Origin of the sequence: Bacillus thuringiensis (assembly GCF_001595725.1) — a bacterium.
Classification (GTDB): Bacteria; Bacillota; Bacilli; order Bacillales; family Bacillaceae_G; genus Bacillus_A; species Bacillus_A thuringiensis_K.
This window is the reverse complement of record NZ_CP014282.1, coordinates 4,125,976-4,146,869: the sequence shown is the minus strand read 5'-3', so window position 1 is coordinate 4,146,869 and position 20,894 is coordinate 4,125,976. Positions and strand designations below refer to the sequence as shown.

Genomic DNA, 20,894 nt, shown 5'->3' with positions numbered 1-20,894 from the left:
TGGGAATATGGAAAAATTATTTAGAAAATTAAGGTTCCTTTTAGTATTTGTAGTATTACTAGTTGGATGTCAACAAGAAGAGAATAACGTAGAACAAAAATCTACTACTAAAAAAACTGAGGAAAAGGTACAAATACCAAAAGAAGAAGAGAGATCTATTCAAGATGTTATTAATGCATTTGTGCGAACGACGAATGAAAAAAATCTTGCAGAACATATGGAGTTATTTTCAAAGAAGATGCCTAGTGCCGAAGACTTAAAAGTACAAAAAGAAGCCGCATTTCAAAAGGGAAATAAGAAAATTGAATTGGAACATATAGATATGAAAGTTAGTAAAGTAGGGTATGTTATTGTTGAAACGAAAGAAAAGGAAGTAGACGACAGCATTACTCTTCAAAAGAAAGTACAGTATGCCCTTGGAAAAGAAGAGGATAAATGGAAGATTGAAGAGGTTCGAATAATAGAGAAAAAATAACGTGAAACTTTAATAAGTGTAGGAGTCATATTTCCCAAAATGGTATAAAAAAAGGTTCTCATTGGCGAGAACCTTTTTTTATAGTGGTAGCATAATTTGATTTGAGCATGCCTCAATATCATCAATATCTTGACGAATTGTGGCCATTTTATTATCAAGATCTTCAGCTTTCATTGCTGCATCATGTAGTTCATCTTTTAAATACTCCGGTATTTTCCCTTCATATTTATAATAAAGTTTGTGTTCTAAACTTGCCCAAAAGTCCATTGCCAGTGTACGTAACTGAATTTCTGCAAATACATCTTTTGTACCAGAATTTAATGATAAAGGGTATTTAATAATCATGTGTAAACTTTTATATCCGTTTCGTTTTGGGTTAGCGATATAATCTTTTACTTCTATGACTTCCATATCTTCGCGTTTTTGAATGACTTCTTTCAAATGATAGATATCTTCTACGAAGCAACATGTAATACGAATACCAATAATATCTTGTAAATGTGTTTGAGCGTTTTCAACTGTTGGTAATAAGCTTTTGCGCTCTAGTTTTTTAATAATACTCTCAGGTTGTTTTAGTCTTGTTTTTATATGTTCAAACGGGTTGTAATCCTCTAGAAATTGAGCTTCCCGGTTCATAATTTCAAATTTAGTTTTTAACTCTTCTAAAGCAAATGTATATGGTAATACAAAAGCTTTCCAGTAGTTAACTGTTGATTGATTATATTCCATTTATATACACACCTTTTCCTATTTGCAAGTGAGGTCGTTATTATACTAAATACCAAATCATATAAGCGCAAGCAGCAAATGATGAGATCATAAAGCGATATTTAGTTTTCATACTTTCAACTCCTTTCGAGTAAGATTTTATATAAATAAACGTGATTGTTAATAAGTTCACTATGTACAGTTTCTATAGTAATAGATTCGTGTGAATTTCGTATGAACTAATTGTTTCAGCTTTTTGTCTTTTTTGCTGTTAATCATAATTATTATTCGAATTTAAAGTGTTTTTATTTTATTTATCTATTTGTATAAATTAATGTATATTTAAATTTATAGTTAAATTTATAGTTATTGAGGAGGATATATGGTGAACTTTGAAGAATTAGCAATTGCTAGACGTTCTGCAATGAAATTTATACAAGGTATAGAAATCTCTAATGAGGACTTTAAAAAAATATTTGAGTTAACTAAGCTTTCTCCATCTTGCTATAATTTGCAGCACACACATTATGTTGTAATTCGTGATCAAGAGCGAAAAGAAAGATTAAAAGAATTAGCTTTCGGTCAATATAAAGTATCGAGTGCATCAGCGGTAGTGCTCGTTTGTGGTGATAAAAAAGCATACCAAAATGTTGAAAATATTTACTTCGGTATGAAAGTTTTAAAAATGATTGATGAATGTGAATATGAAGATACAATTAGGCAAACGAAAGGTTTATATGAAGGAAAAGGAGAGCGTTTCATGGAGGATGAAGCGATTAGAAATGCTTCGTTAAGCGCGATGACTTTTATGTACGCAGCTAAATATTATGGCTATGATACATGTCCAATGATTGGTTTCGATGAAAAAGCAGTACAAAGTGAATTAAATATGCCGGAGCATATAGTACCTGTTTTAATGATTACGATAGGAAAAAGTGATACGACTAAAACTCGCCCACGAGGATATCGAAAGCCGATTAGTGAGTTTGTTACATACGAAACATTTTAATACAAAGCATAGATTACTTAAACAAAAGGGTTCTATTTAGACCCTTTTGTTTTGTAATTGACAAATAGAATGAAGTTATATAATATATAAATCGTAATCATTACGTTTTAGTTTGCAATCTTAAAAAGAAAGGAGAATTACATATGCGTGTAAATATTACACTAGCTTGTACGGAGTGCGGTGATCGTAATTACATTTCTAAAAAAAATAAACGAAACAATCCAGAGCGCATCGAACTAAAAAAATATTGTCCACGATTAAAGCGAGTAACGTTGCATCGTGAGACGAAGTAGAAGACTAGAGATATCTCTAGTCTTTTTTTGTTTATATTTTTTGGTTGTGTTTGTTATAATTACCTTAAATTGTAATAAAGGGAGCGGTATGATGAATCAAAAAGATAAAGAAAGAAAAGAGCAGGTGGCTCATATTATTAACATTCCAGATGATTATAGGCTTGTTGTAGATGATCAAGAAGGTGTGGATGACCCATATCATCTATTATGGTGGGAGCATAAAGCGGATGAGGAGAGAACAATACAGATTACGTTGAATAGACATACTGGTAGTTTAGTTGACCTTAGGATAGAGGATGAAAAAGCTTTTTCGAGCGGTGAGGAAGCGATAGAGGAAAATAAAGCAAGAGCGATTGCAAATACATTCTTAAAAAAATATACAAAAGAAGGATCTGAATTTTATACATATGTAACTGTTAAGGATGACAGGCGCAGTTGGAAAGAAGTAAATTATATGCAAGAAGTGAATGGCTATCCATTGCCGAATACAGGGTGTGTTGTGCGAGTTCATCCTTCAGGAAATATTGTGAATTTCCATTATAATGGACAAAAAGCGATAGAGAAAAAGCCGTCATGGCCAAGTGAAATTGTTGAGGAGAATGTCGTTTTAGAAAATTTGAAAGCTAGACAAGATATGAGACTTGTATTTGTAGATTTAACATACTCTTCGTGGGAGTATGAAAACGGGGAAGAAGTAAAAGGGTACCATCTTGTATATGAACCAGAGCCTAGTCATGCATTTATTGATGCAAGTACAGGCAAAGATTTATACGGGCCAGAACATTATAAATTACCTTCTACAGTACTTGTTGATAAACCGCTAAAGAGTAGTCAAAAAAAAGATGTGTTTGATTTATTTGATTGGGGCAAGGGGAAGTTTGTCAAAATAGATGAAAAAGTAGATGAGGATGAAGTCCGGATAAAATTTGTATTAAAAGAAGAATTACAAAAAGAAATAGAAGAGAAGGATTCATATTCAATGGATGAGTTTTATAAAAAACATTTTCCAATGTTGAAACATGATGAATTCGTTGTAATTACTCTAGATAAAGAAACAAATCAATTGCTTTCTTTTTTTATGTGGAAGGATGAGAAAAAAAGGAAAACAATCTTATCAAGAGAGCAATGTTTAAGCAAGGCACTTCAATTTTTAGAGCATATTATCCCAGATGCGACAAAGTATGTTCAACTTTGGGATAATTATGAGGAGGAAGAGGGGATAGAGAGGTTTTCCTTTTCAATCTATGTAAATGACATTCATGTAGAGCGGAAATATATTATGATCAACATCAATGCAGAAAATGGTGCTGTGATGCACTACTCTGGAGAGTGTGGCAACTTTATAAAAGAATTACTTACATATGAAACAACACCAAAAGTAACAAAAGAAAAAGCATTAGAAATATACAGAGAGGCTATCCGAGTTAAATTAGAATGGTTTGTAGATCATGATGCAGAGGAAACGGTATATCAATTGCTGTATAAACAAACAACGGATGAGAATTATAAAGAGTTCTTCGACGGTAGTCGAGAAATTCGTTATATTGATGCCAAAACTGGGAGAAAGATTTGGAGTAAGTAAAATAAAAAGAGTTATTTTTCAAAGAAAATAACTCTTTTTATTTTTATACTTTGCCTGTTCGTTTTTCAAAAGTAAATGTGATAGGAAGATGGGAAGAAGAATTATCACTTTTAAATATTACGTTCCATTCTTTAGTATGGGCTTTAATTTCAAAATTAAGAAGATTCATCGCTCTACGTTTATCTATTTCTAAAAACATATTATGAATTTCTGGTTCTTGCTGTAAATTAAAAGCTTTTAGTGTGACTGTAAATGTGAAAAAATTCTGCCCTTCATATACTATTTTTGATATTTTTGTTTTTTGTGTATTTAACAGTATATAAAAACGGTCTGATGGAGTTAATTGTACAGAGTCATCAGTAATTTCATTCTCGCTATTATGAAGTTCAACTAAGAAAGATGTACTATGGGAAGAATCTTTTTTGCTTGTAATCTGTAATTCAGTAGGAATCATCGGTATTTCATAAAAATCATTCCTTATTATGTTATTATAATCCTCTGAAAATTTACGGACTTCTTTTGGAAAAGAGTCTTCTTGTGTACTTAAAAAAGTTTTATGTTGATTTGGAATTTTTTTACTAAAATTTAATGCTTCTTTAAAGTAATAATTGGAACCAGTTAAAAATAAAAAACTACAAATTAATAAAAAAATTCGATACGGATTTTGAAAGTGAAAGAACAGTAGTATACATGTAATAATTCCAATTACATAGAAAATAAAGATAAGTAGTTCTAGTTTTGAGTGAAACGAGAAACCATAGTTATGAAAAAAATTTATTCCAGTTATAATTTGAGCTCCAAAAAATAAAGAAATTCCAAATTGAAAAAATAATAAATCAGGCCCTCTTTTAATAACAAAAGTAATGAACGAAATGAAAAGTAAAAATACCCCTAAATAAATTGTTACATTTAATAATCGATCTAATGTAATCATGAATAGTGTCCCCTTTAATAGCATATTCATATAAATAACAATTTTATTTAATTATAATATAACGATAAAATATTTTAAATGTTGGAAGTGTTGAGTTTTATAAATAAACTGTACAGACACAAACAACCTCACGCCCACATACACATAATAAAGACCACTATTTTGGCGGAGGTGAAAGGTTTGAGTCTATTCGCCGCAATTGGATACATGGTTCGAGAAGTGTTTGTCTTTGTTTCTTATGTAAAGAATAATGCGTTCCCGCAGCCGTTATCATCAGATGATGAGAGAAAGTACTTAGAGTTAATGGAGCAAGGTGATGCTCAAGCGAGAAATCTTTTAATTGAACATAATTTACGGCTTGTAGCTCATATCGTTAAAAAATTTGAGAACACAGGAGAAGATGCAGAAGATTTAATTTCAATTGGTACGATCGGGCTCATTAAAGCGATCGAGAGCTATTCTGCAGGAAAGGGAACGAAGCTTGCGACGTATGCAGCACGCTGTATTGAAAATGAAATTTTGATGCATTTACGTGTACTAAAGAAAACGAAAAAAGATGTTTCACTTCATGATCCGATCGGGCAAGATAAAGAGGGCAATGAAATATCGCTTATTGATATATTAAAATCAGAGTCTGAAGATGTAATTGACATGATTCAGCTTAGTATGGAGTTAGAAAAAATTAAAGAGTATATCGATATTTTAGACGAAAGAGAAAAAGAAGTGATTGTGAAACGTTTTGGACTTGGGCTAGATAAGGAGAAAACACAGCGGGAAATCGCTAAGGCACTTGGTATTTCTAGAAGCTACGTATCACGGATCGAAAAGCGTGCTTTAATGAAAATGTTCCACGAGTTTGTAAGGGCAGAGAAAGAGAAAAAAGCGAAAGAGTAAAGTGTATTAGAAGCAGCCATATTTTAAAATGGGCTGCTTTTCTTATTGTAAATAAGAAAAGAAAACGCGTTATGCTAAGAAGAAATACATGTTCACTGTTGAAAATGACGGATTCTATCTGTAATATTAGAAGGTGCTAAATAATTTAAGAATAATACCATACTTAGTTTTCTGTATGTATAATAAGGCTGCTTTATATGATATGTGGGAATAAGAACCAATTTTACATATGATATAGAAAGAAAAGAAGGGAAAACTAAAGTTATAGACTGATTAGGGGGTTTCGCAATTTGCGACGTACATTATATCGACTTATGATAGAACTTACAAATGGTCGCTTTACTTCTTATATATTACGTAAATTTGCACAATCTCGTTTGAGCTCTATCATTATTCCATCGTATGCGAAAGTTTTTCAAATTAATCAAGATGAGATGGAAAAGGGTTTGAAGGAATATAGAACATTGCATGAATTATTTACGCGTAAGCTAAAAGAAGGAAAGCGTAGTATTGATGCAGATGCATCGAGTATCGTTAGTCCTGTTGATGGTGTTTTTGCAGATCATGGTCCTATTGAGGATACAAAAACATTTGATATTAAAGGAAAGCGTTATTCGATTGTGGATATGCTAGGTAATGAAGAACGTGCACAGCGATATGCAGGTGGTACATATATGGTTATTTATTTAAGCCCAAGTCATTATCATCGTATTCATAGTCCGCTTTCTGGTTCTGTGACTGAAAGATTTGTACTCGGTAGAAAATCATATCCGGTAAATGCAGCTGGTATGGAATACGGGAAAGAACCACTGTCAAAAAATTATCGTTCTGTTACAGAAGTAAGCAGTGATGGCGAGCATATGGCTCTTGTAAAAGTAGGTGCCATGTTTGTTAATAGTATTGAGCTTTTGCATGAGAGAGACACTGTTCAAAAAGGTGAAGAAATGGCATACTTTACATTTGGTTCAACAGTTGTGTTATTGTTTGAAAAAGATATGATAGAAGTAGTGCAGGAATTAAAGAGTGGACAAGAGCTTCGTCTTGGTGAAAAAATAGCTACTCGCTTAGCTCATAAATAAAGAAAAGCTTTTATAACCGTAAGTAAGAGTTATGGGCAAAGATACTTAATGATGAAATCCCCTAGATGGGAGTACTTGTTTATTCGAGAGCCATCGTAGGATGGCTCTTTTTACAGGGCATCCAATAATGTATCCTTTAACTGTTTAATTGGTACGGGCTGATTAAACTTTCACTCTATATGTAATCAAGATGATTTGACAAGCTTGTCCTCTAATGAGCGTCTAATGATTTCTTGTTTTATAAGTAAAATGAAGTCGGGATTTAATTTTAGTTCTTTTGCTTTATAATAAGACTCAGTGAGTAACTCAGTGGATAACTGTTCCATATGTTTTGTTTTCAAGGTGAGTCACCTCCTAATAATATAAGGATTGATTCGTTGATGCATTTAATGTACCAAAAAAATATGACAGCCACAAACGAGTGGTTATCCACATACCTAGGTGGATAAAGTGTGTATAGTTTGTTAGTAAATTCCAAATTAACTGAAAGATTAATGTGGAAAATGTGTACAATTTTATCCACAGGTTATATATCGAAAAATGTTGTCGAAAAATTTTATGAAAAATCCTCAAAGAGGTGAAAGAAATTGAAACTATTTTTACCAAATGAATATGTAAAAAATGTATATCATGTTCAACCAGAAGATTTAAAAAAACGTGGGATTAAAGGCGTTATTACTGACTTAGATAACACTTTAATTGAATGGGATCGTCCTAATGCAACGCCGCAACTTGAAAAATGGTTCTTGGAGATGAAAGAGCAAGGCATCCAAGTAACGGTCGTTTCAAATAATAATGAGCAACGTGTGAAAGATTTTGCTGATCCATTAGGTATTCCATTTATTCATAGTGCACGTAAACCATTTGTTCGCGCATTTAAGCGTGCGATACAAGAGATGCGTTTGCAGCCAGATGAAGTTGTAGTAATTGGAGATCAGTTACTGACTGACGTGCTTGGTGGAAACCGAGTAGGCCTTCATACAATTTTAGTTGTACCGGTGGCACAAACGGACGGATTAGTAACGCGCTTTAATCGAAAAATCGAACGAAGAATTATGAAAAATATGAAGAAAAAAGGTTTAATTAACTGGGAGGAATAAAGTTTGACTGAAACAATTAAATGTATTGGTTGCGGTGTAGAAATTCAAACAGAAAATAAAAACGAAGTGGGGTATGCTCCTGCCTCATCTTTAGAAAAAGAACAAGTCATTTGCCAACGCTGTTTTCGCTTGAAACATTATAACGAAATTCAAGATGTATCGTTAACAGATGATGACTTCCTACGCATTTTAAATGGAATTGGAAAATCAGATGCATTAGTAGTCAAAATTGTAGATATTTTTGATTTTAATGGTAGCTGGTTACCTGGCTTACATCGTTTCGTAGGAAATAATAAAGTATTACTTGTTGGAAATAAAGCTGATTTAATTCCAAAGTCAGTAAAACATGATAAAGTAAAGCATTGGATGCGCTATAGTGCAAAGCAGCTAGGATTAAAACCAGAAGATGTCTTTTTAATTAGTGCAGCGAAGGGACAAGGAATTGCTGAACTAGCAGAGGCTATTGAGTATTATCGCGGCGGCAAAGATGTTTATGTTGTTGGATGTACGAATGTAGGGAAATCGACATTTATTAATCGTATGATTAAAGAATTTAGTGATGAGACTGAAAATGTAATTACAACATCTCATTTCCCAGGAACAACACTTGATTTAATTGATATCCCGTTAGATGAAGAATCTTCTTTATATGATACGCCAGGTATTATTAACCACCATCAAATGGCTCACTATGTTGGAAAACAAAGCTTAAAGCTTATTACACCAACAAAAGAAATTAAGCCGATGGTGTTCCAATTAAATGAAGAACAAACATTGTTCTTTAGTGGACTGGCACGTTTTGATTATGTAAGTGGCGGTCGTCGTGCATTTACTTGTCACTTCTCGAATCGTTTAACAATCCATCGTACAAAGCTTGAGAAAGCAGATGAATTATATAAAAATCATGCTGGAGATTTACTAAGCCCGCCAACACCAGAAGAATTAGAAAATATGCCAGAGCTAGTGAAATACGAGTTTAATATTCGTGAACCAAAAACGGATGTTGTATTCTCTGGATTAGGATGGGTTACTGTGAACGAACCGGGAGCAAAAATTGTTGCACACGTACCAAAAGGAGTAAGTGTTTCATTGCGTAAATCTTTAATTTAATATGGAGAGGGATTTATGAAACAATTATATGGTGTAATCGGAAATCCAATTGGACATTCACTATCACCCGTTATGCATAACGATGCATTTGAACACTTGAATATGGATGCCCATTATCATGCCTTTCTTGTTAAAGAGGAAGAGCTAGGGGAAGCAGTAAGAGGTTTAAAAGCATTAGGTATTTCAGGATTTAATGTAACAACTCCGCACAAAGTTGCGATTATGGATTATTTGGATGAGATTGACCCGCTAGCAAAACAAATTGGTGCGGTAAATACAGTGGTTCATAAGGGTGGAAAGTTGATTGGCTACAATACAGATGGAATTGGTTTTGTCCGAGCATTGCAGTCCGTTAGTAGTGAACCACTTCAAGAGAAACGTATTTTATTGCTTGGCGCAGGTGGTGCTAGTCGAGCGATTTATTTTTCTCTTGCCGATGTAGGTGTGAAAGAGATTGATGTAGCCAATCGTACAGTAGATAAGGCGAAAGAACTTATTGCTGCATGTACGGCTACTGTTCATTCTGTTCCTTTATCTTTAGAAAAAGCAACAGAAGAGCAAGGGAATTATGATATTATCATTCAGACGACAACGATAGGTATGCATCCACGCGTTGAACATACGCCGTTACAAATTTCTTCGTTAAAAAAAGGGACGATTGTATCAGATATAATTTATAACCCATTTGAAACGAAAATTTTATGCGAGGCGAAAGAGCAAGGTGCAATCATTCAAAATGGTATTGATATGTTTGTTTATCAAGGTGCACTTGCGTTTGAAATGTGGACAGGCCACGCGCCAAATATCGAACGAATGAAACAATTAGTTATAAGAAAGCTTGGAGGCTAACATATATGTTAACAGGAAAACAAAAAAGATTTTTACGTGCACAAGCACATCATTTAACACCAATTTTTCAAGTAGGAAAAGGCGGAGTAAATGAAAATATGATTAAACAAATCGCAGATACTTTAGAAGCTCGTGAGCTATTTAAAGTAAGTGTGCTACAGAACTGTGAATTCGATCGCCGTGAGGTTGCAGAAGAACTTGCAAAAGGTGCACGTGCTGAAATCGTTCAAGTAATTGGAAGCACAATCGTTTTATACAAAGAATCAAGAGAAAATAAACAAATTAAGCTTCCTCGATAAAAAGACTAGCATGCGCTATTTTTATTGCTGATGCGTAATGATGTACAGAGCGAAACCAATTGAACTTTTATTAATAGCAACTCTCTTCATTCCTAACCGAGGAGAGTTGCTGTATGTAAAAGGAAGGGGCGTTTCTTTTGAGGAAAATTGGCATCATTGGCGGTACATTTGATCCGCCTCACTATGGACATTTGCTAATTGCAAATGAAGTATATCACGCTTTGAACTTGGAAGAAGTATGGTTCTTGCCAAACCAGATTCCGCCACATAAACAAGGGCGGAATATTACAAGTGTGGAAAGTCGTTTACATATGTTAGAGCTCGCGACTGAGGCAGAAGAACACTTTTCTATTTGTTTAGAAGAGCTAAGTAGGAAGGGCCCATCTTATACGTATGACACTATGTTACAATTGACGAAGAAGTATCCGGATGTGCAGTTTCACTTTATTATTGGTGGGGATATGGTTGAGTATTTACCGAAGTGGTATAACATTGAAGCTTTACTTAATCTTGTAACGTTTGTTGGAGTTGCAAGACCTGGGTATACATTGCATACACCATATAAGATTACTACAGTGGAAATTCCGGAATTTGCAGTTTCTTCATCCTTATTACGTGAGAGATATAAGGAGAAAAAAACATGTAAATATTTACTTCCTGAAAAAGTACAGGTATATATCGAGAGGAATGGGTTGTATGAATCGTGAGAATGCACTGCATATTGTCAAACAACAAATGCATGAAAAACGTTATATACACACAATTGGTGTAATGGAGACAGCGATTGAGCTTGCTAAGTTATACGGTGTGGACGAGAAAAAAGCAGAGATGGCAGCTATATTCCATGATTATGCGAAATGTAGAGCAATTTCAGAGATGGAAGAGATTATTAAACGTGAAGATTTGCCGAAAGATTTACTTTGCTATAACAAAGAGTTATGGCATGCACCTGTTGGGGCATACTTAGTAGAAAAAGAAGTAGGCATTACGGATTCTGAAATTTTGCAAGCTATTACATATCATACAAGTGGTCATGAGAACATGACGATGTTAGATAAAGTGATTTATGTAGCTGATTACATTGAACCGGGGCGAAAGTTTCCAGGAGTGGAAGAGGCTCGCAAACTCGCATATACGGATATAAATCAAGCTTTATTATTTGCGTTAAAGAGAACAATTCAATTTTTAATGGAAAAAGATCAGACGATTTATCCATTAACATTCCAAACATACAATGCAGTTATCAAGGAGGAAATGAGTAAATGAACGATAAAGATTTATTAGTATTAGCGGCAAAAGCAGCTGATGATAAGAGAGCAGAAGATATGGTTGTCCTAAATATGCAAGGTATTTCACCAATTGCAGATTATTTCATTATTTGTCACGGTAATTCAGATAAACAAGTGCAAGCAATTGCACGTGAAATTAAATCAAAAGCACATGAGTTCCAAATCGACGTACAACGTATGGAAGGATTTGACGAAGCACGTTGGGTATTAGTTGATCTTGGAGATGTAGTTGCTCATGTATTCCATAAAGATGAGCGTAATCACTATAATTTAGAGCGTCTATGGGGCGACGTGCCACGTGAAGATATTACAGAAGAGTTAGGCCAATGAAATACGAACAATTTGCATTGTTGTACGACGAACTAATGAATGATGTCCCTTATGATAAATGGGTGGAATTTACAGAGGAAAGTTTACAGCAGGCAGATATGAAAGAGGTAAAAATTCTTGATGTAGCATGCGGTACGGGTAATGTAACCCTTCCGCTTGTGCAAAAGGGTTACGATTTAATAGGTGTCGATCTTTCAGAAGAAATGTTAACAGTCGCTCAGCAAAAACTAGGAGGAGAGGGATACTTTATTCCTTTTTATCAACAAGATATGCGCGAGCTTGATGTTCCAGGTGAGTTTGATTGTGTAACCATCTTTTGTGATTCATTAAATTATGTATTGCAAGAAGATGGAGTACAAGAAACATTTAGAAGAGTATCTCACCATTTACGTCAAGATGGTTTGTTTTTATTTGATGTACATTCTTTATATAAAATACATCATGTATTTCAAAATGAAACGTATACAGTAAATGGAGAAGAAATATCTCTTATTTGGAATTGCTTCCCTGGTGAAGAATCAAATAGTGTAGAGCATGATTTAACATTCTTTGTTCAAGATCCGGAAGAAGATGTGTACCATCGGTTTGACGAATGTCACGTGCAACGTGCATATCAAGTGGAAGAGTTAACGAAATGGCTTGAAGAAGCAGGTTTTACAGTGCTTCGTGTAACAGGTGATTTTGAGCGACTTGAAGTTACAGAACAAACAGAGCGTATTTTCTTCATGGCGAAGAAAAACGGATAAAACAAAAGCAACCGAGAAGGTTGCTTTTGTTTTATAAAGAAGATGTATTTTTAGTTCTAGCATAATCTGAAGATTGTATGCGTAAAGTGTGGGAATAGTAGTTGAAGTGAAAATGTATTGTAAAAAAGTAAGTATTTATAAAAAGGATTTGGAATGAAAATGACGTATTTATTATGTGTGTTTATTGAATTGCTGATCAACGCATTCTAAATCTTCATCAAATTTTTCATGTGTTCGCTCAATTAACTTATGGAACATATCTCCAACGTGTTCTTCTAAAACCCGGATGCCTTCCCCAGTAACGCCGCCTTTCACGCAAACCTTTTCTTGTAAGGTAGGTAATGTGAAGATTTCTTTTTCAAGTAATTTCCCCATTCCCACGACCATTTCACTTACTAAAGTAGTAGCCTCTTCGTGTGTAATATTTGTTTTATCTACAGCAGCGTTAATGAAGCATTGTAGTAAATAACTAAAGAAAGCAGGACCGCAACTTGCTATATCAGATGAAACGCGCGTTATATCTTCTTCTATTACAAGAGGTGTCGAAATATTTTTGAATAGACGAAGTAGTTTTTGTTGCCATTCTTCAGAGCAATTATCTCCAAATGTAAATAGTGAGGCGCCAGAGAGCGCGCGATTTGTGATACTTGGAATGATACGCGCGACGTGGCAAGGTACGAGAGTCTCTAATTGTGATGGAGATATTGGACTTGTAATAGAAACTAAGCACGTGTCATCAGAAAAATGTTCAGTGTATTTTTTTAGGATAGGGTATATATCTATCGGCTTAACACAAATAAAGATCAGTTGTGATTGTTCGATTATTTCCGGGATAGTTTTTGCTATATGAACAGAAGGGTATTTTTCTTTTATATGATATGCTTTGGCAGGCGTCCGATTAATGATTGTAAGGCACGAAGGTTTGACAGCACGGGTTTCTAAAAATGCATCGATTAGTATATTCCCCATGTTTCCTGTCCCTATAATTCCTATGTTCAAAGTTTCATCCCTCCTTCGTAACAGCTTTCTCCTAAACAATATGAATGATGTTATAAATTTATGATTAGAGGTGTAAAATGATGTGGGATTTTCCGAAAAAGTGGTTAGGTTTAGTAGCTATTATTGGAACTTTACTTTTTCTTGTTTTTTGGAAAACGAATCAGATTGTAGAACGAACGCCTATTACAATGAATGTACAAGAGAAGGATATAGAAAAAAAGAGTAAACCGAAAATGTCGGATACAAAGGAACAGAAAAGAACAATTATAATTGATGTGAAAGGAGCGGTTAATAAAGAAGGGGTATATGAAATGGAGGAAGGAGATCGCGTAAAGGATGCGGTTCAAAAGGCTGGTGGTTTTTTATCAGAGGTAGATATGAAAAAAGTGAATTTAGCACAAATTGTACAAGATCAAATGCTTCTTTATATACCGAGTAAAAATGAGTCAGAACAAGGGATGCTTACTTCTTCTAAGGAAGATGGCAAGATTCGAATAAATACAGCGGCGAAAGAGCAATTAGAAAAAATTACAGGGATTGGCTCTAGAAAGGCAGAAAGTATTTTGAAATATCGAGAAGAGCATGGTCCGTTTCAGAAAATAGAAGATTTATTAGAGATTGATGGGATTGGTGCGAAATCTCTTGAAAAGATAAAAGATCAAATTATTATTCCGTAAAAGATTGACGAAGTTTTTCTTCTTTCGCTACACTACAAGTAGACAAAAAAGTAGGTGAAAATATGGAACGAATTTCATGGGATCAATATTTTATGACGCAAAGCCATCTACTATCGTTGCGTAGTACATGTACAAGGCTTGCGGTAGGAGCAACAATCGTTCGCGATAAACGAATTATTGCGGGTGGATATAATGGTTCAATTAAAGGTGGTGTACATTGTATAGATGATGGTTGTTACGTAATCGATAATCATTGTGTTCGGACAATTCATGCCGAAATGAATGCTTTATTACAATGTGCCAAGTTTGGTGCGAAAACAGAGGAAGCAGAAATTTACGTTACGCATTTCCCTTGTTTACAATGTTGTAAGGCAATTATTCAAAGTGGTATTACAGCGGTTTATTATGCGCAGGATTATAAAAATCATCCATACGCCATAGAATTATTCGAACAAGCGAATGTAACAGTGAAGCACGTTCCGCTAGAATATGATATTGCTGCATTAGAGGAGCAAAAACGTTATAAGGAGTTAAAAGAATTATTTGCGCCTTTAGAAAAAGATAATTTATCAATGGAAGAATTACAGCATGTATTCACGAAAGCAAAAATGATGCTATAAGGAGTGAGTATAAGTTGCAGGAACAATGGGGGTATGTTGCAATCTCGTTTATAATAGGGGTTGCAATTGCCTTTTCCTCGTCACTTTTATTGATAGTTTTTTGCCTCTTTTTAAATGTTTTCTTCTGTTTATATCGCACTTCGCGTAAAACCTTCATTTTTTGTATTGTAGCGTGCTTTAGTAGCGCTATATACACTTCCTATGTTCAAACGTGGAATAAGCCTCTAGGGGAGTCCTATGGAGTTACAAGAGGGGTTATACAAAATACACCGCTTGTTAATGGGGATCGCCTATCTTTTCAATTTGAAGATCAGAATAAAAATATAGTGCAGTTAAGTTATAGAATCAAATCAGCCTTGGAAAAGAAAAAAATGCAACAATTATACATAGGGATATCATGTGTATTCGAGGGTGAGAGGAAAGAACCGGAAACAGCTCGGAATTTTCATGGTTTTAATTACCGTGATTATTTATACAAACAACATATTTATTTCACATTTGAGGCTACATATATTTCTGAATGCTATAAAACATCACTATCGCTCACGCAATGGATTCTTCTTTTGAGGCAACAAGCAATCTCGAAAGTTACAGAAATGTTTCCAGAGCAATCAGGTGCTTTTATGAATGCATTACTATTTGGTGATAGACAACAAATGACGTTTGAAGTGGAAGAGCAATATCAACAATTTGGTCTTGTACATTTGTTAGCAATTTCAGGTTCGCACATTGTATTGTTAATGGTGATAGTATATTTTATTTTGCTAAGAAGCGGTGTGACAAGGGAGGTAGCAACAATTTGCCTTATCGTTTGTATTCCTTTGTATATGGTTTTAGCAGGGGCGTCACCCTCTGTTATAAGAGCTTCTATAACAGGAGTTTTGATGTTGATTGCTTTTATGTGCTCGATTCGTTTATCTAGTTTAGATGCTTTAAGTGTAACAGCTATATGTATGCTTATATATGACCCTTATCTTGTTTTTAATATTGGATTTCAGTTTTCTTTTGTAGGTAGCTTCGCTTTACTTTTGTCTGCTCCGTTATTGTTAGGGAGTAGCAACGGAGTAATCCGAAATTCTATTTATATTTCTATCATTTCACAGCTCGTTAGTACTCCGATTTTGTTATATCACTTTGGTTATTTTTCTCCATATAGCATTCTCCTCAATCTCTTATACGTTCCGTTTTTATCTATCATTGTATTACCATGTAGCATTATTATTTTACTGTGTATGCCAATTGTCCCGTTTCTCGCAAAAGAATTTGCGGATATATTATCAATAGGCTTGAGTATGTCTAATGATTTTCTAAGTTATTGTGAAAGTTTACCATTTACCCAGCTTATTTTCGGGAAAACGCCCTTCAATCTTGTAGCTGTATATTGCGCGAGTATTGTCAGTATATTGATGGTTTGGGAAAGGAGAGCGCCGAAAAAAATAGTTTGTATAGTTGCCAGTGTATTTCTTTTTATTAGCACATGTCATTATGTATATCCATATTTTAGAGGAAGCGGAAGTGTAACATTTATTGATGTTGGACAAGGTGATGCAATATTAATTCGCCTTCCGTATGATAAAGGAATTTATCTTATTGATACAGGTGGAACGCTTCGTGTGAATAAGGAAGAATGGCAGCAAAAAAAGCATGAATTTTCTGTTGGGAATGATATTTTAATACCCTATTTACAAAAAGAAGGTATTAAAACAATTGATAAATTAATCGTAACGCATGGAGATGCAGATCATATAGGTGCTGCGCAAGAATTATTATCATATATACCTGTAAAAGAAGTGGTATTTGGCCGGAAGGGAAAAGATGCAGTATTAGAAAAAGTAGTAAAGAAACAGGCATTAGAAAAGGAAATGAAAATAACTGAAGTGGGGGAAGGGGAGAATTGGAGTGTAAATGAAGCAGAATTTTTCGTTTTAGCTCCAAAAGGAAAAGAAAAAAGCGAAAATAACGCTTCAATTGTAATATGGGCAAAATTTGGAGGGCTGAAGTGGCTATTTACAGGCGATTTGGAAGAAGACGGGGAGAAGATTTTAGTAGAGGCATATCCAAATTTACGAGTAGATGTTTTAAAAGTTGCTCATCATGGGAGTAATACGTCATCTATAGAGCCTTTTTTGAACGTCATACAGCCTCGTGTAGCGATTATATCTGTTGGTAAGCAGAATAGGTATGGACACCCGCATAAAGAAGTGATAGAGCGTTTTGAGAAGATGGGGAGTGCGATATGGCGCACGGACGAGCAAGGTGCTATTTCCTATGTTTTTAAAGGGAAAAATGGAACCTTTAAAAGTAAAATCACATATGATAAAACACATAATAGATGAAAAAGAGAAGACTGCCATGAAGTGGCAGTCTTTAAGAACCGATAAATTTAATAACAGTTGCAATGATGAAAAGTGTTGCGAAAAAACCAAATGAGACGATAAATCCTACCCCTGAATCAATAGCGTCATTGCGTTTACTTTGAACGTTTTGTTCAAAATCATTCATTTAGAATCCCTCCCCAACATTCCACTTTAGTATAAAATATTGTCAGAAAAAAATCTACAATTTCCATATGAAGAGAAAACGAGCTTTTTTGTTACTTTTAAATCATGAAGTAATGTGAGTTTTTCGTTTCCAAGCATGTTAACAGTTGGCACTTATACTCAAATTTTTATTGTGAATAATAAAGGGAAGGTGATTACCGCACACCAATAAGAAACCCGGGGCTTATTGCGTGGCGTTTAATATAAATAAAGGGACGGGTTATAAAGCCTGTTCCTTTGTACTTGTAAAACAAAAGCTAGGGCATTAGTATAAATATATATTGCCAAGTTAGGGAGTAGGAAAAAGTATGAGTGATATACATAAAAAAATTAAAAAGAAACAGTTTGCTCCGTTATATTTACTATATGGAACGGAAGCTTTTTTTATAAATGAAACGATAAAGCTTATTACGACAGAAGCACTTGAAGAAGAAGATCGAGAGTTTAATGTTGTGACATATGATTTAGAAGAAGCGTATTTAGAAGATGTGGTTGAGGATGCGCGTACGCTTCCTTTCTTCGGAGAACGGAAAGTACTGTTAATAAAGTCACCGCTATTTTTGACTTCGCAAAAAGAAAAGTTAGAGCAAAATATAAAAATTTTAGAAGAATACATTGGTGAACCTTCCCCATTTTCTATTCTTGTTTTTGTTGCGCCTTACGAAAAACTTGATGAGCGAAAAAAAATTACAAAACTATTAAAGAAAACAGCAGATGTAGTAGAAGCAAATGCGATGCAAGTGCAGGATGTTCAGAAGTGGATTGTTGCTCGTGCAGATGAAGTACATGTGCATATTGATAACGCGGCTGTTAGTTTGTTGCTAGAGCTTGTGGGGAGTAATGTAACAATGTTGGCGAAGGAAATGGACAAGTTAACGTTATACGTTGGTATGGGCGGAGAGATTACGACGAAACTTGTTGCAGAGCTTGTGCCAAAATCAGTTGAGCAAAATGTATTTGCTTTGACAGAAAAAGTGGTGAAAAAAGATATTGCAGGTGCAATGCAAATTTTGGATGGATTATTTACGCAGCAGGAAGAACCGATTAAATTGCTTGCGTTATTAGTGAGTCAATTCCGCTTGCTCCATCAAGTGAAAGAGCTACAGCAACGTGGTTATGGCCAAAATCAAATTGCATCTCATATTGGTGTACATCCGTATCGTGTAAAGTTGGCAATGAATCAAACGAAGTTTTTCTCTTTTGAAGAATTAAAAAAAGTGATTATAGAATTAGCGGAAGCTGATTATAGTATGAAGACGGGAAAGATGGATAAGAAGCTTGTGCTCGAGTTTTTCTTAATGCGATTAAATCATATGTGATGACACAAAAAAGTTCATGTACTAAGTATATGAACTTTTTTGTATATAAAAAAACGATCCAAATGGATCGTTTTTTAAACGCCTTACGCGTTTACTTGTTTCGCTAAGCGAGATTTTTGACGAGCTGCAGCGTTTTGGTGGATAAGACCTTTGCGAGCTGCTTTGTCAAGTTTTTTAGAAGCAGTTTTGAAAGCTTCTTTAGCATTTTCAAGATCGTTATTAGTAACTAAAGCTTCTACAGTTTTAACAGCAGAACGCATGTCAGACTTGATAGAAGCGTTATGTGCACGACGCTCTTCGCTAAGTTTAGCGCGTTTGATAGCAGATTTGATGTTTGCCATACTTTTCACCTCCCTGGTGCAATCGAATGACTCGATTCTTACATAGAACAAGTGATATTCTATCAAACGGTGAAGAGAATTGCAATAGTATATCCATGAAATTTCACGTAAAGGAAAGAATGACCTTATATAACTTTGGGAAATCTAACGATATTTACTATGAATTACGGAGGAGATACGATGAAAGAACCATTAGATTTAAGTAAATATAGCATTAGAACTGACCTAGCTGTAGAAGCTCATCAAATGTTGCAAGAAAGCCAAGAAGAACAAAAAGGGATACAGGGAGTTATTGTAAAAGAGAGGGAAGAAGAAGGTACTATAATTACAAAAGTAACAATTGATGAGGCTGCCTCTGAAGCGATGGGTAAAAAGCCTGGAAATTATTTAACGCTTGAAGTTCAAGGTATACGTCAGCAAGATACAGAACTTCAACAAAAAGTGGAGCGTATTTTTGCAAAAGAATTTTCTTATTTCTTAGAAGAGATTGGCGTTACAAAAGAAGCAAGCTGTTTAATTGTAGGTCTTGGGAATTGGAATGTAACACCAGATGCTCTTGGACCGATAGTTGTAGAAAATGTATTAGTAACGAGACATTTGTTTCAATTACAGCCTGAAAGTGTAGAAGAAGGGTTTAGGCCTGTTAGTGCAATTCGGCCGGGGGTAATGGGGATTACAGGGATCGAAACGAGCGATGTTATTTATGGGATTATTGAGAAGACGAACCCGGACTTTGTAATTGCGATTGACGCATTAGCTGCCCGTTCTATTGAACGAGTAAATAGCACGATACAAATTTCTGATACTGGAATTCATCCCGGATCGGGGGTTGGGAATAAACGTAAAGAACTAAGTAAAGAAACATTAGGTATCCCTGTTATCGCAATTGGTGTTCCGACTGTGGTCGATGCTGTTTCGATTACAAGTGATACGATTGATTTTATTTTGAAACATTTTGGCCGGGAGATGAAAGAAGGAAATAAACCTTCACGATCTTTGTTACCAGCGGGATTTTCATTTGGAGAAAAGAAAAAATTAACAGAAGAAGATATGCCGGATGAAAAGAGCAGAAATATGTTTTTAGGTGCTGTTGGTACGTTAGAAGAAGAAGAAAAAAGAAGGCTGATTTATGAGGTGCTATCTCCTCTTGGTCATAATTTAATGGTAACCCCAAAAGAAGTAGATACTTTTATTGAGGATATGGCGAATGTAATAGCGAGTGGTTTAAATGCGGCGCTGCATCATCAAATTGATCAAGATAATACGGGAGCATATACACATTGAGGGGAACAGATGATTATCGTTTGAGTCGCTTTACGCTTTTGTGTATATGTAGTGTAGCTTTATGTTTACTTATGATGATAGCAGGAGTGGCACTTGCTAATCATGGTTTGAAAAGTATGAAAGGCTATCAGCAATTGTCATATGAACAAATCGCTCATATGACAGGGACAGAAAGTACAGGTGCTGAATCAGAAATTTTGGGTAGCTCGTTTTCGGCCTCAGAAAAACAACAACAATTAGAACGTTTAAGAAGTTTTAATGTTGTAGAAGGAATTGGGATGGCTGTAGCAAGTGTAGCTTATGAAATGACGAAGTTCGGAACGGATATAGTTGTTGGGAAAATAAAAGAAATTTTTAGCTAAGAGTAACATGGGAGAAGGTTGTTTTACTGATTTGTAAGACAGCCGTTTTAAAATT

General features: G+C 34.7%; 26 protein-coding genes. 20 read left to right on the top strand and 6 right to left on the bottom strand.

The annotated features are described in order from the left end of the window. Window positions 1–7: 7 nt before the first annotated feature. Window positions 8–475 (top strand): hypothetical protein, encoded by a 468-nt coding sequence (locus AXW78_RS20725; RefSeq protein WP_061884587.1) that lies wholly within the window; start codon window positions 8–10, stop codon window positions 473–475. Window positions 476–553: 78 nt separating this feature from the next. Here AXW78_RS20725 and AXW78_RS20720 read toward each other — a convergent pair whose 3' ends face one another. Next, window positions 554–1,204: a GTP pyrophosphokinase gene (locus tag AXW78_RS20720; RefSeq protein ID WP_000456230.1), complete on the bottom strand. Its 651-nt coding sequence runs from the start codon at window positions 1,202–1,204 to the stop codon at window positions 554–556. A gap of 361 nt (window positions 1,205–1,565) precedes the next feature. Here AXW78_RS20720 and AXW78_RS20715 point away from each other — a divergent pair, with 361 nt between their 5' ends. The 3 genes from AXW78_RS20715 to AXW78_RS20705 all read left to right on the top strand — a co-directional run bounded on the left by AXW78_RS20715 (window position 1,566) and on the right by AXW78_RS20705 (window position 4,067). Continuing rightward, window positions 1,566–2,192 carry a nitroreductase family protein gene (locus AXW78_RS20715; RefSeq protein ID WP_000245986.1) on the top strand — a complete coding sequence of 209 codons (627 nt, stop codon included), beginning with the start codon at window positions 1,566–1,568 and terminating at the stop codon, window positions 2,190–2,192. Window positions 2,193–2,335: 143 nt separating this feature from the next. Further along, on the top strand, window positions 2,336–2,485 hold the full coding sequence (gene rpmG / locus AXW78_RS20710) for a 50S ribosomal protein L33 (protein ID WP_001265617.1): 150 nt from the start codon (window positions 2,336–2,338) through the stop codon (window positions 2,483–2,485). A gap of 88 nt (window positions 2,486–2,573) precedes the next feature. After that, window positions 2,574–4,067 (top strand): YcdB/YcdC domain-containing protein, encoded by a 1,494-nt coding sequence (locus AXW78_RS20705; RefSeq protein ID WP_050552457.1) that lies wholly within the window; start codon window positions 2,574–2,576, stop codon window positions 4,065–4,067. Between the two features lie 43 nt (window positions 4,068–4,110). Here AXW78_RS20705 and AXW78_RS20700 read toward each other — a convergent pair whose 3' ends face one another. Then, window positions 4,111–5,031, bottom strand: coding sequence for a hypothetical protein (locus tag AXW78_RS20700; RefSeq protein WP_081113999.1), 921 nt, complete (start codon window positions 5,029–5,031; stop codon window positions 4,111–4,113). A 150-nt stretch (window positions 5,032–5,181) separates the two neighbouring features. Between AXW78_RS20700 and sigK the strand changes: the two genes are divergently transcribed. Both sigK and AXW78_RS20690 read left to right on the top strand, forming a co-directional pair. Next, window positions 5,182–5,895 carry an RNA polymerase sporulation sigma factor SigK gene (gene sigK / locus AXW78_RS20695; protein WP_000051382.1) on the top strand — a complete coding sequence of 238 codons (714 nt, stop codon included), beginning with the start codon at window positions 5,182–5,184 and terminating at the stop codon, window positions 5,893–5,895. A 290-nt stretch (window positions 5,896–6,185) separates the two neighbouring features. Continuing rightward, the gene (locus AXW78_RS20690; RefSeq protein ID WP_001254988.1) at window positions 6,186–6,974 is read left to right on the top strand and encodes a phosphatidylserine decarboxylase; all 789 of its coding nucleotides are present in this window, start codon (window positions 6,186–6,188) and stop codon (window positions 6,972–6,974) included. A 185-nt stretch (window positions 6,975–7,159) separates the two neighbouring features. Here the strand turns inward: AXW78_RS20690 and AXW78_RS20685 are convergent, their stop codons facing one another. Beyond that, window positions 7,160–7,315, bottom strand: a complete 156-nt coding sequence (locus AXW78_RS20685) for a sporulation histidine kinase inhibitor Sda (RefSeq protein WP_000850094.1) — start codon at window positions 7,313–7,315, stop codon at window positions 7,160–7,162. A gap of 246 nt (window positions 7,316–7,561) precedes the next feature. Here AXW78_RS20685 and AXW78_RS20680 point away from each other — a divergent pair, with 246 nt between their 5' ends. The 8 genes from AXW78_RS20680 to AXW78_RS20645 all read left to right on the top strand — a co-directional run bounded on the left by AXW78_RS20680 (window position 7,562) and on the right by AXW78_RS20645 (window position 12,697). Further along, window positions 7,562–8,074: a YqeG family HAD IIIA-type phosphatase gene (locus tag AXW78_RS20680; protein WP_000765314.1), complete on the top strand. Its 513-nt coding sequence runs from the start codon at window positions 7,562–7,564 to the stop codon at window positions 8,072–8,074. 3 nt (window positions 8,075–8,077) lie between these two features. Next, complete coding sequence (gene yqeH, locus AXW78_RS20675) at window positions 8,078–9,184, top strand: ribosome biogenesis GTPase YqeH (RefSeq protein WP_000140801.1); 1,107 nt, start codon at window positions 8,078–8,080, stop codon at window positions 9,182–9,184. 15 nt (window positions 9,185–9,199) lie between these two features. Next, window positions 9,200–10,033 carry a shikimate dehydrogenase gene (aroE, locus tag AXW78_RS20670; RefSeq protein ID WP_061884585.1) on the top strand — a complete coding sequence of 278 codons (834 nt, stop codon included), beginning with the start codon at window positions 9,200–9,202 and terminating at the stop codon, window positions 10,031–10,033. A 5-nt stretch (window positions 10,034–10,038) separates the two neighbouring features. Continuing rightward, window positions 10,039–10,332: a ribosome assembly RNA-binding protein YhbY gene (yhbY, locus tag AXW78_RS20665; RefSeq protein ID WP_000955224.1), complete on the top strand. Its 294-nt coding sequence runs from the start codon at window positions 10,039–10,041 to the stop codon at window positions 10,330–10,332. Between the two features lie 137 nt (window positions 10,333–10,469). Then, a complete protein-coding gene (gene nadD, locus AXW78_RS20660; RefSeq protein ID WP_001226048.1) occupies window positions 10,470–11,039 on the top strand; it encodes a nicotinate-nucleotide adenylyltransferase in 570 nt (189 codons plus the stop codon). Then, window positions 11,029–11,598, top strand: coding sequence for a bis(5'-nucleosyl)-tetraphosphatase (symmetrical) YqeK (gene yqeK, locus AXW78_RS20655; protein WP_001078477.1), 570 nt, complete (start codon window positions 11,029–11,031; stop codon window positions 11,596–11,598). Before nadD ends, yqeK begins: the two co-directional genes overlap by 11 nt. Next, a complete protein-coding gene (gene rsfS / locus AXW78_RS20650; RefSeq protein ID WP_000998173.1) occupies window positions 11,595–11,951 on the top strand; it encodes a ribosome silencing factor in 357 nt (118 codons plus the stop codon). The genes yqeK and rsfS overlap by 4 nt, the downstream gene beginning before the upstream one ends. Further along, window positions 11,948–12,697 carry a class I SAM-dependent methyltransferase gene (locus tag AXW78_RS20645; RefSeq protein WP_000873072.1) on the top strand — a complete coding sequence of 250 codons (750 nt, stop codon included), beginning with the start codon at window positions 11,948–11,950 and terminating at the stop codon, window positions 12,695–12,697. Before rsfS ends, AXW78_RS20645 begins: the two co-directional genes overlap by 4 nt. Before the next feature lie 171 nt (window positions 12,698–12,868). Here AXW78_RS20645 and comER read toward each other — a convergent pair whose 3' ends face one another. Continuing rightward, window positions 12,869–13,696: a late competence protein ComER gene (gene comER / locus AXW78_RS20640; RefSeq protein WP_001020553.1), complete on the bottom strand. Its 828-nt coding sequence runs from the start codon at window positions 13,694–13,696 to the stop codon at window positions 12,869–12,871. 77 nt (window positions 13,697–13,773) lie between these two features. On the opposite strand from comER, the gene AXW78_RS20635 reads away from it, so the two are divergent. The 3 genes from AXW78_RS20635 to AXW78_RS20625 all read left to right on the top strand — a co-directional run bounded on the left by AXW78_RS20635 (window position 13,774) and on the right by AXW78_RS20625 (window position 17,329). Further along, window positions 13,774–14,373 carry a helix-hairpin-helix domain-containing protein gene (locus AXW78_RS20635; protein ID WP_061884584.1) on the top strand — a complete coding sequence of 200 codons (600 nt, stop codon included), beginning with the start codon at window positions 13,774–13,776 and terminating at the stop codon, window positions 14,371–14,373. A 62-nt stretch (window positions 14,374–14,435) separates the two neighbouring features. Further along, window positions 14,436–14,993, top strand: coding sequence for a ComE operon protein 2 (locus tag AXW78_RS20630; protein WP_000439771.1), 558 nt, complete (start codon window positions 14,436–14,438; stop codon window positions 14,991–14,993). A 14-nt stretch (window positions 14,994–15,007) separates the two neighbouring features. After that, the gene (locus AXW78_RS20625; protein WP_061884583.1) at window positions 15,008–17,329 is read left to right on the top strand and encodes a DNA internalization-related competence protein ComEC/Rec2; all 2,322 of its coding nucleotides are present in this window, start codon (window positions 15,008–15,010) and stop codon (window positions 17,327–17,329) included. Between the two features lie 31 nt (window positions 17,330–17,360). On the opposite strand, the gene AXW78_RS20620 is transcribed toward AXW78_RS20625, so the two are convergent. Further along, the gene (locus AXW78_RS20620; protein ID WP_000997609.1) at window positions 17,361–17,495 is read right to left on the bottom strand and encodes a YqzM family protein; all 135 of its coding nucleotides are present in this window, start codon (window positions 17,493–17,495) and stop codon (window positions 17,361–17,363) included. Window positions 17,496–17,841: 346 nt separating this feature from the next. Between AXW78_RS20620 and holA the strand changes: the two genes are divergently transcribed. Further along, window positions 17,842–18,852 carry a DNA polymerase III subunit delta gene (holA, locus tag AXW78_RS20615; RefSeq protein ID WP_001279922.1) on the top strand — a complete coding sequence of 337 codons (1,011 nt, stop codon included), beginning with the start codon at window positions 17,842–17,844 and terminating at the stop codon, window positions 18,850–18,852. An 83-nt stretch (window positions 18,853–18,935) separates the two neighbouring features. Here holA and rpsT read toward each other — a convergent pair whose 3' ends face one another. After that, window positions 18,936–19,193: a 30S ribosomal protein S20 gene (rpsT, locus tag AXW78_RS20610; RefSeq protein ID WP_001274011.1), complete on the bottom strand. Its 258-nt coding sequence runs from the start codon at window positions 19,191–19,193 to the stop codon at window positions 18,936–18,938. Window positions 19,194–19,373: 180 nt separating this feature from the next. On the opposite strand from rpsT, the gene gpr reads away from it, so the two are divergent. Together gpr and AXW78_RS20600 are read left to right on the top strand one after the other, a co-directional pair. Then, window positions 19,374–20,477, top strand: coding sequence for a GPR endopeptidase (gene gpr / locus AXW78_RS20605; protein WP_061884582.1), 1,104 nt, complete (start codon window positions 19,374–19,376; stop codon window positions 20,475–20,477). Continuing rightward, the gene (locus AXW78_RS20600; protein ID WP_001215036.1) at window positions 20,474–20,839 is read left to right on the top strand and encodes a YqxA family protein; all 366 of its coding nucleotides are present in this window, start codon (window positions 20,474–20,476) and stop codon (window positions 20,837–20,839) included. Before gpr ends, AXW78_RS20600 begins: the two co-directional genes overlap by 4 nt. Window positions 20,840–20,894: the final 55 nt, after the last annotated feature.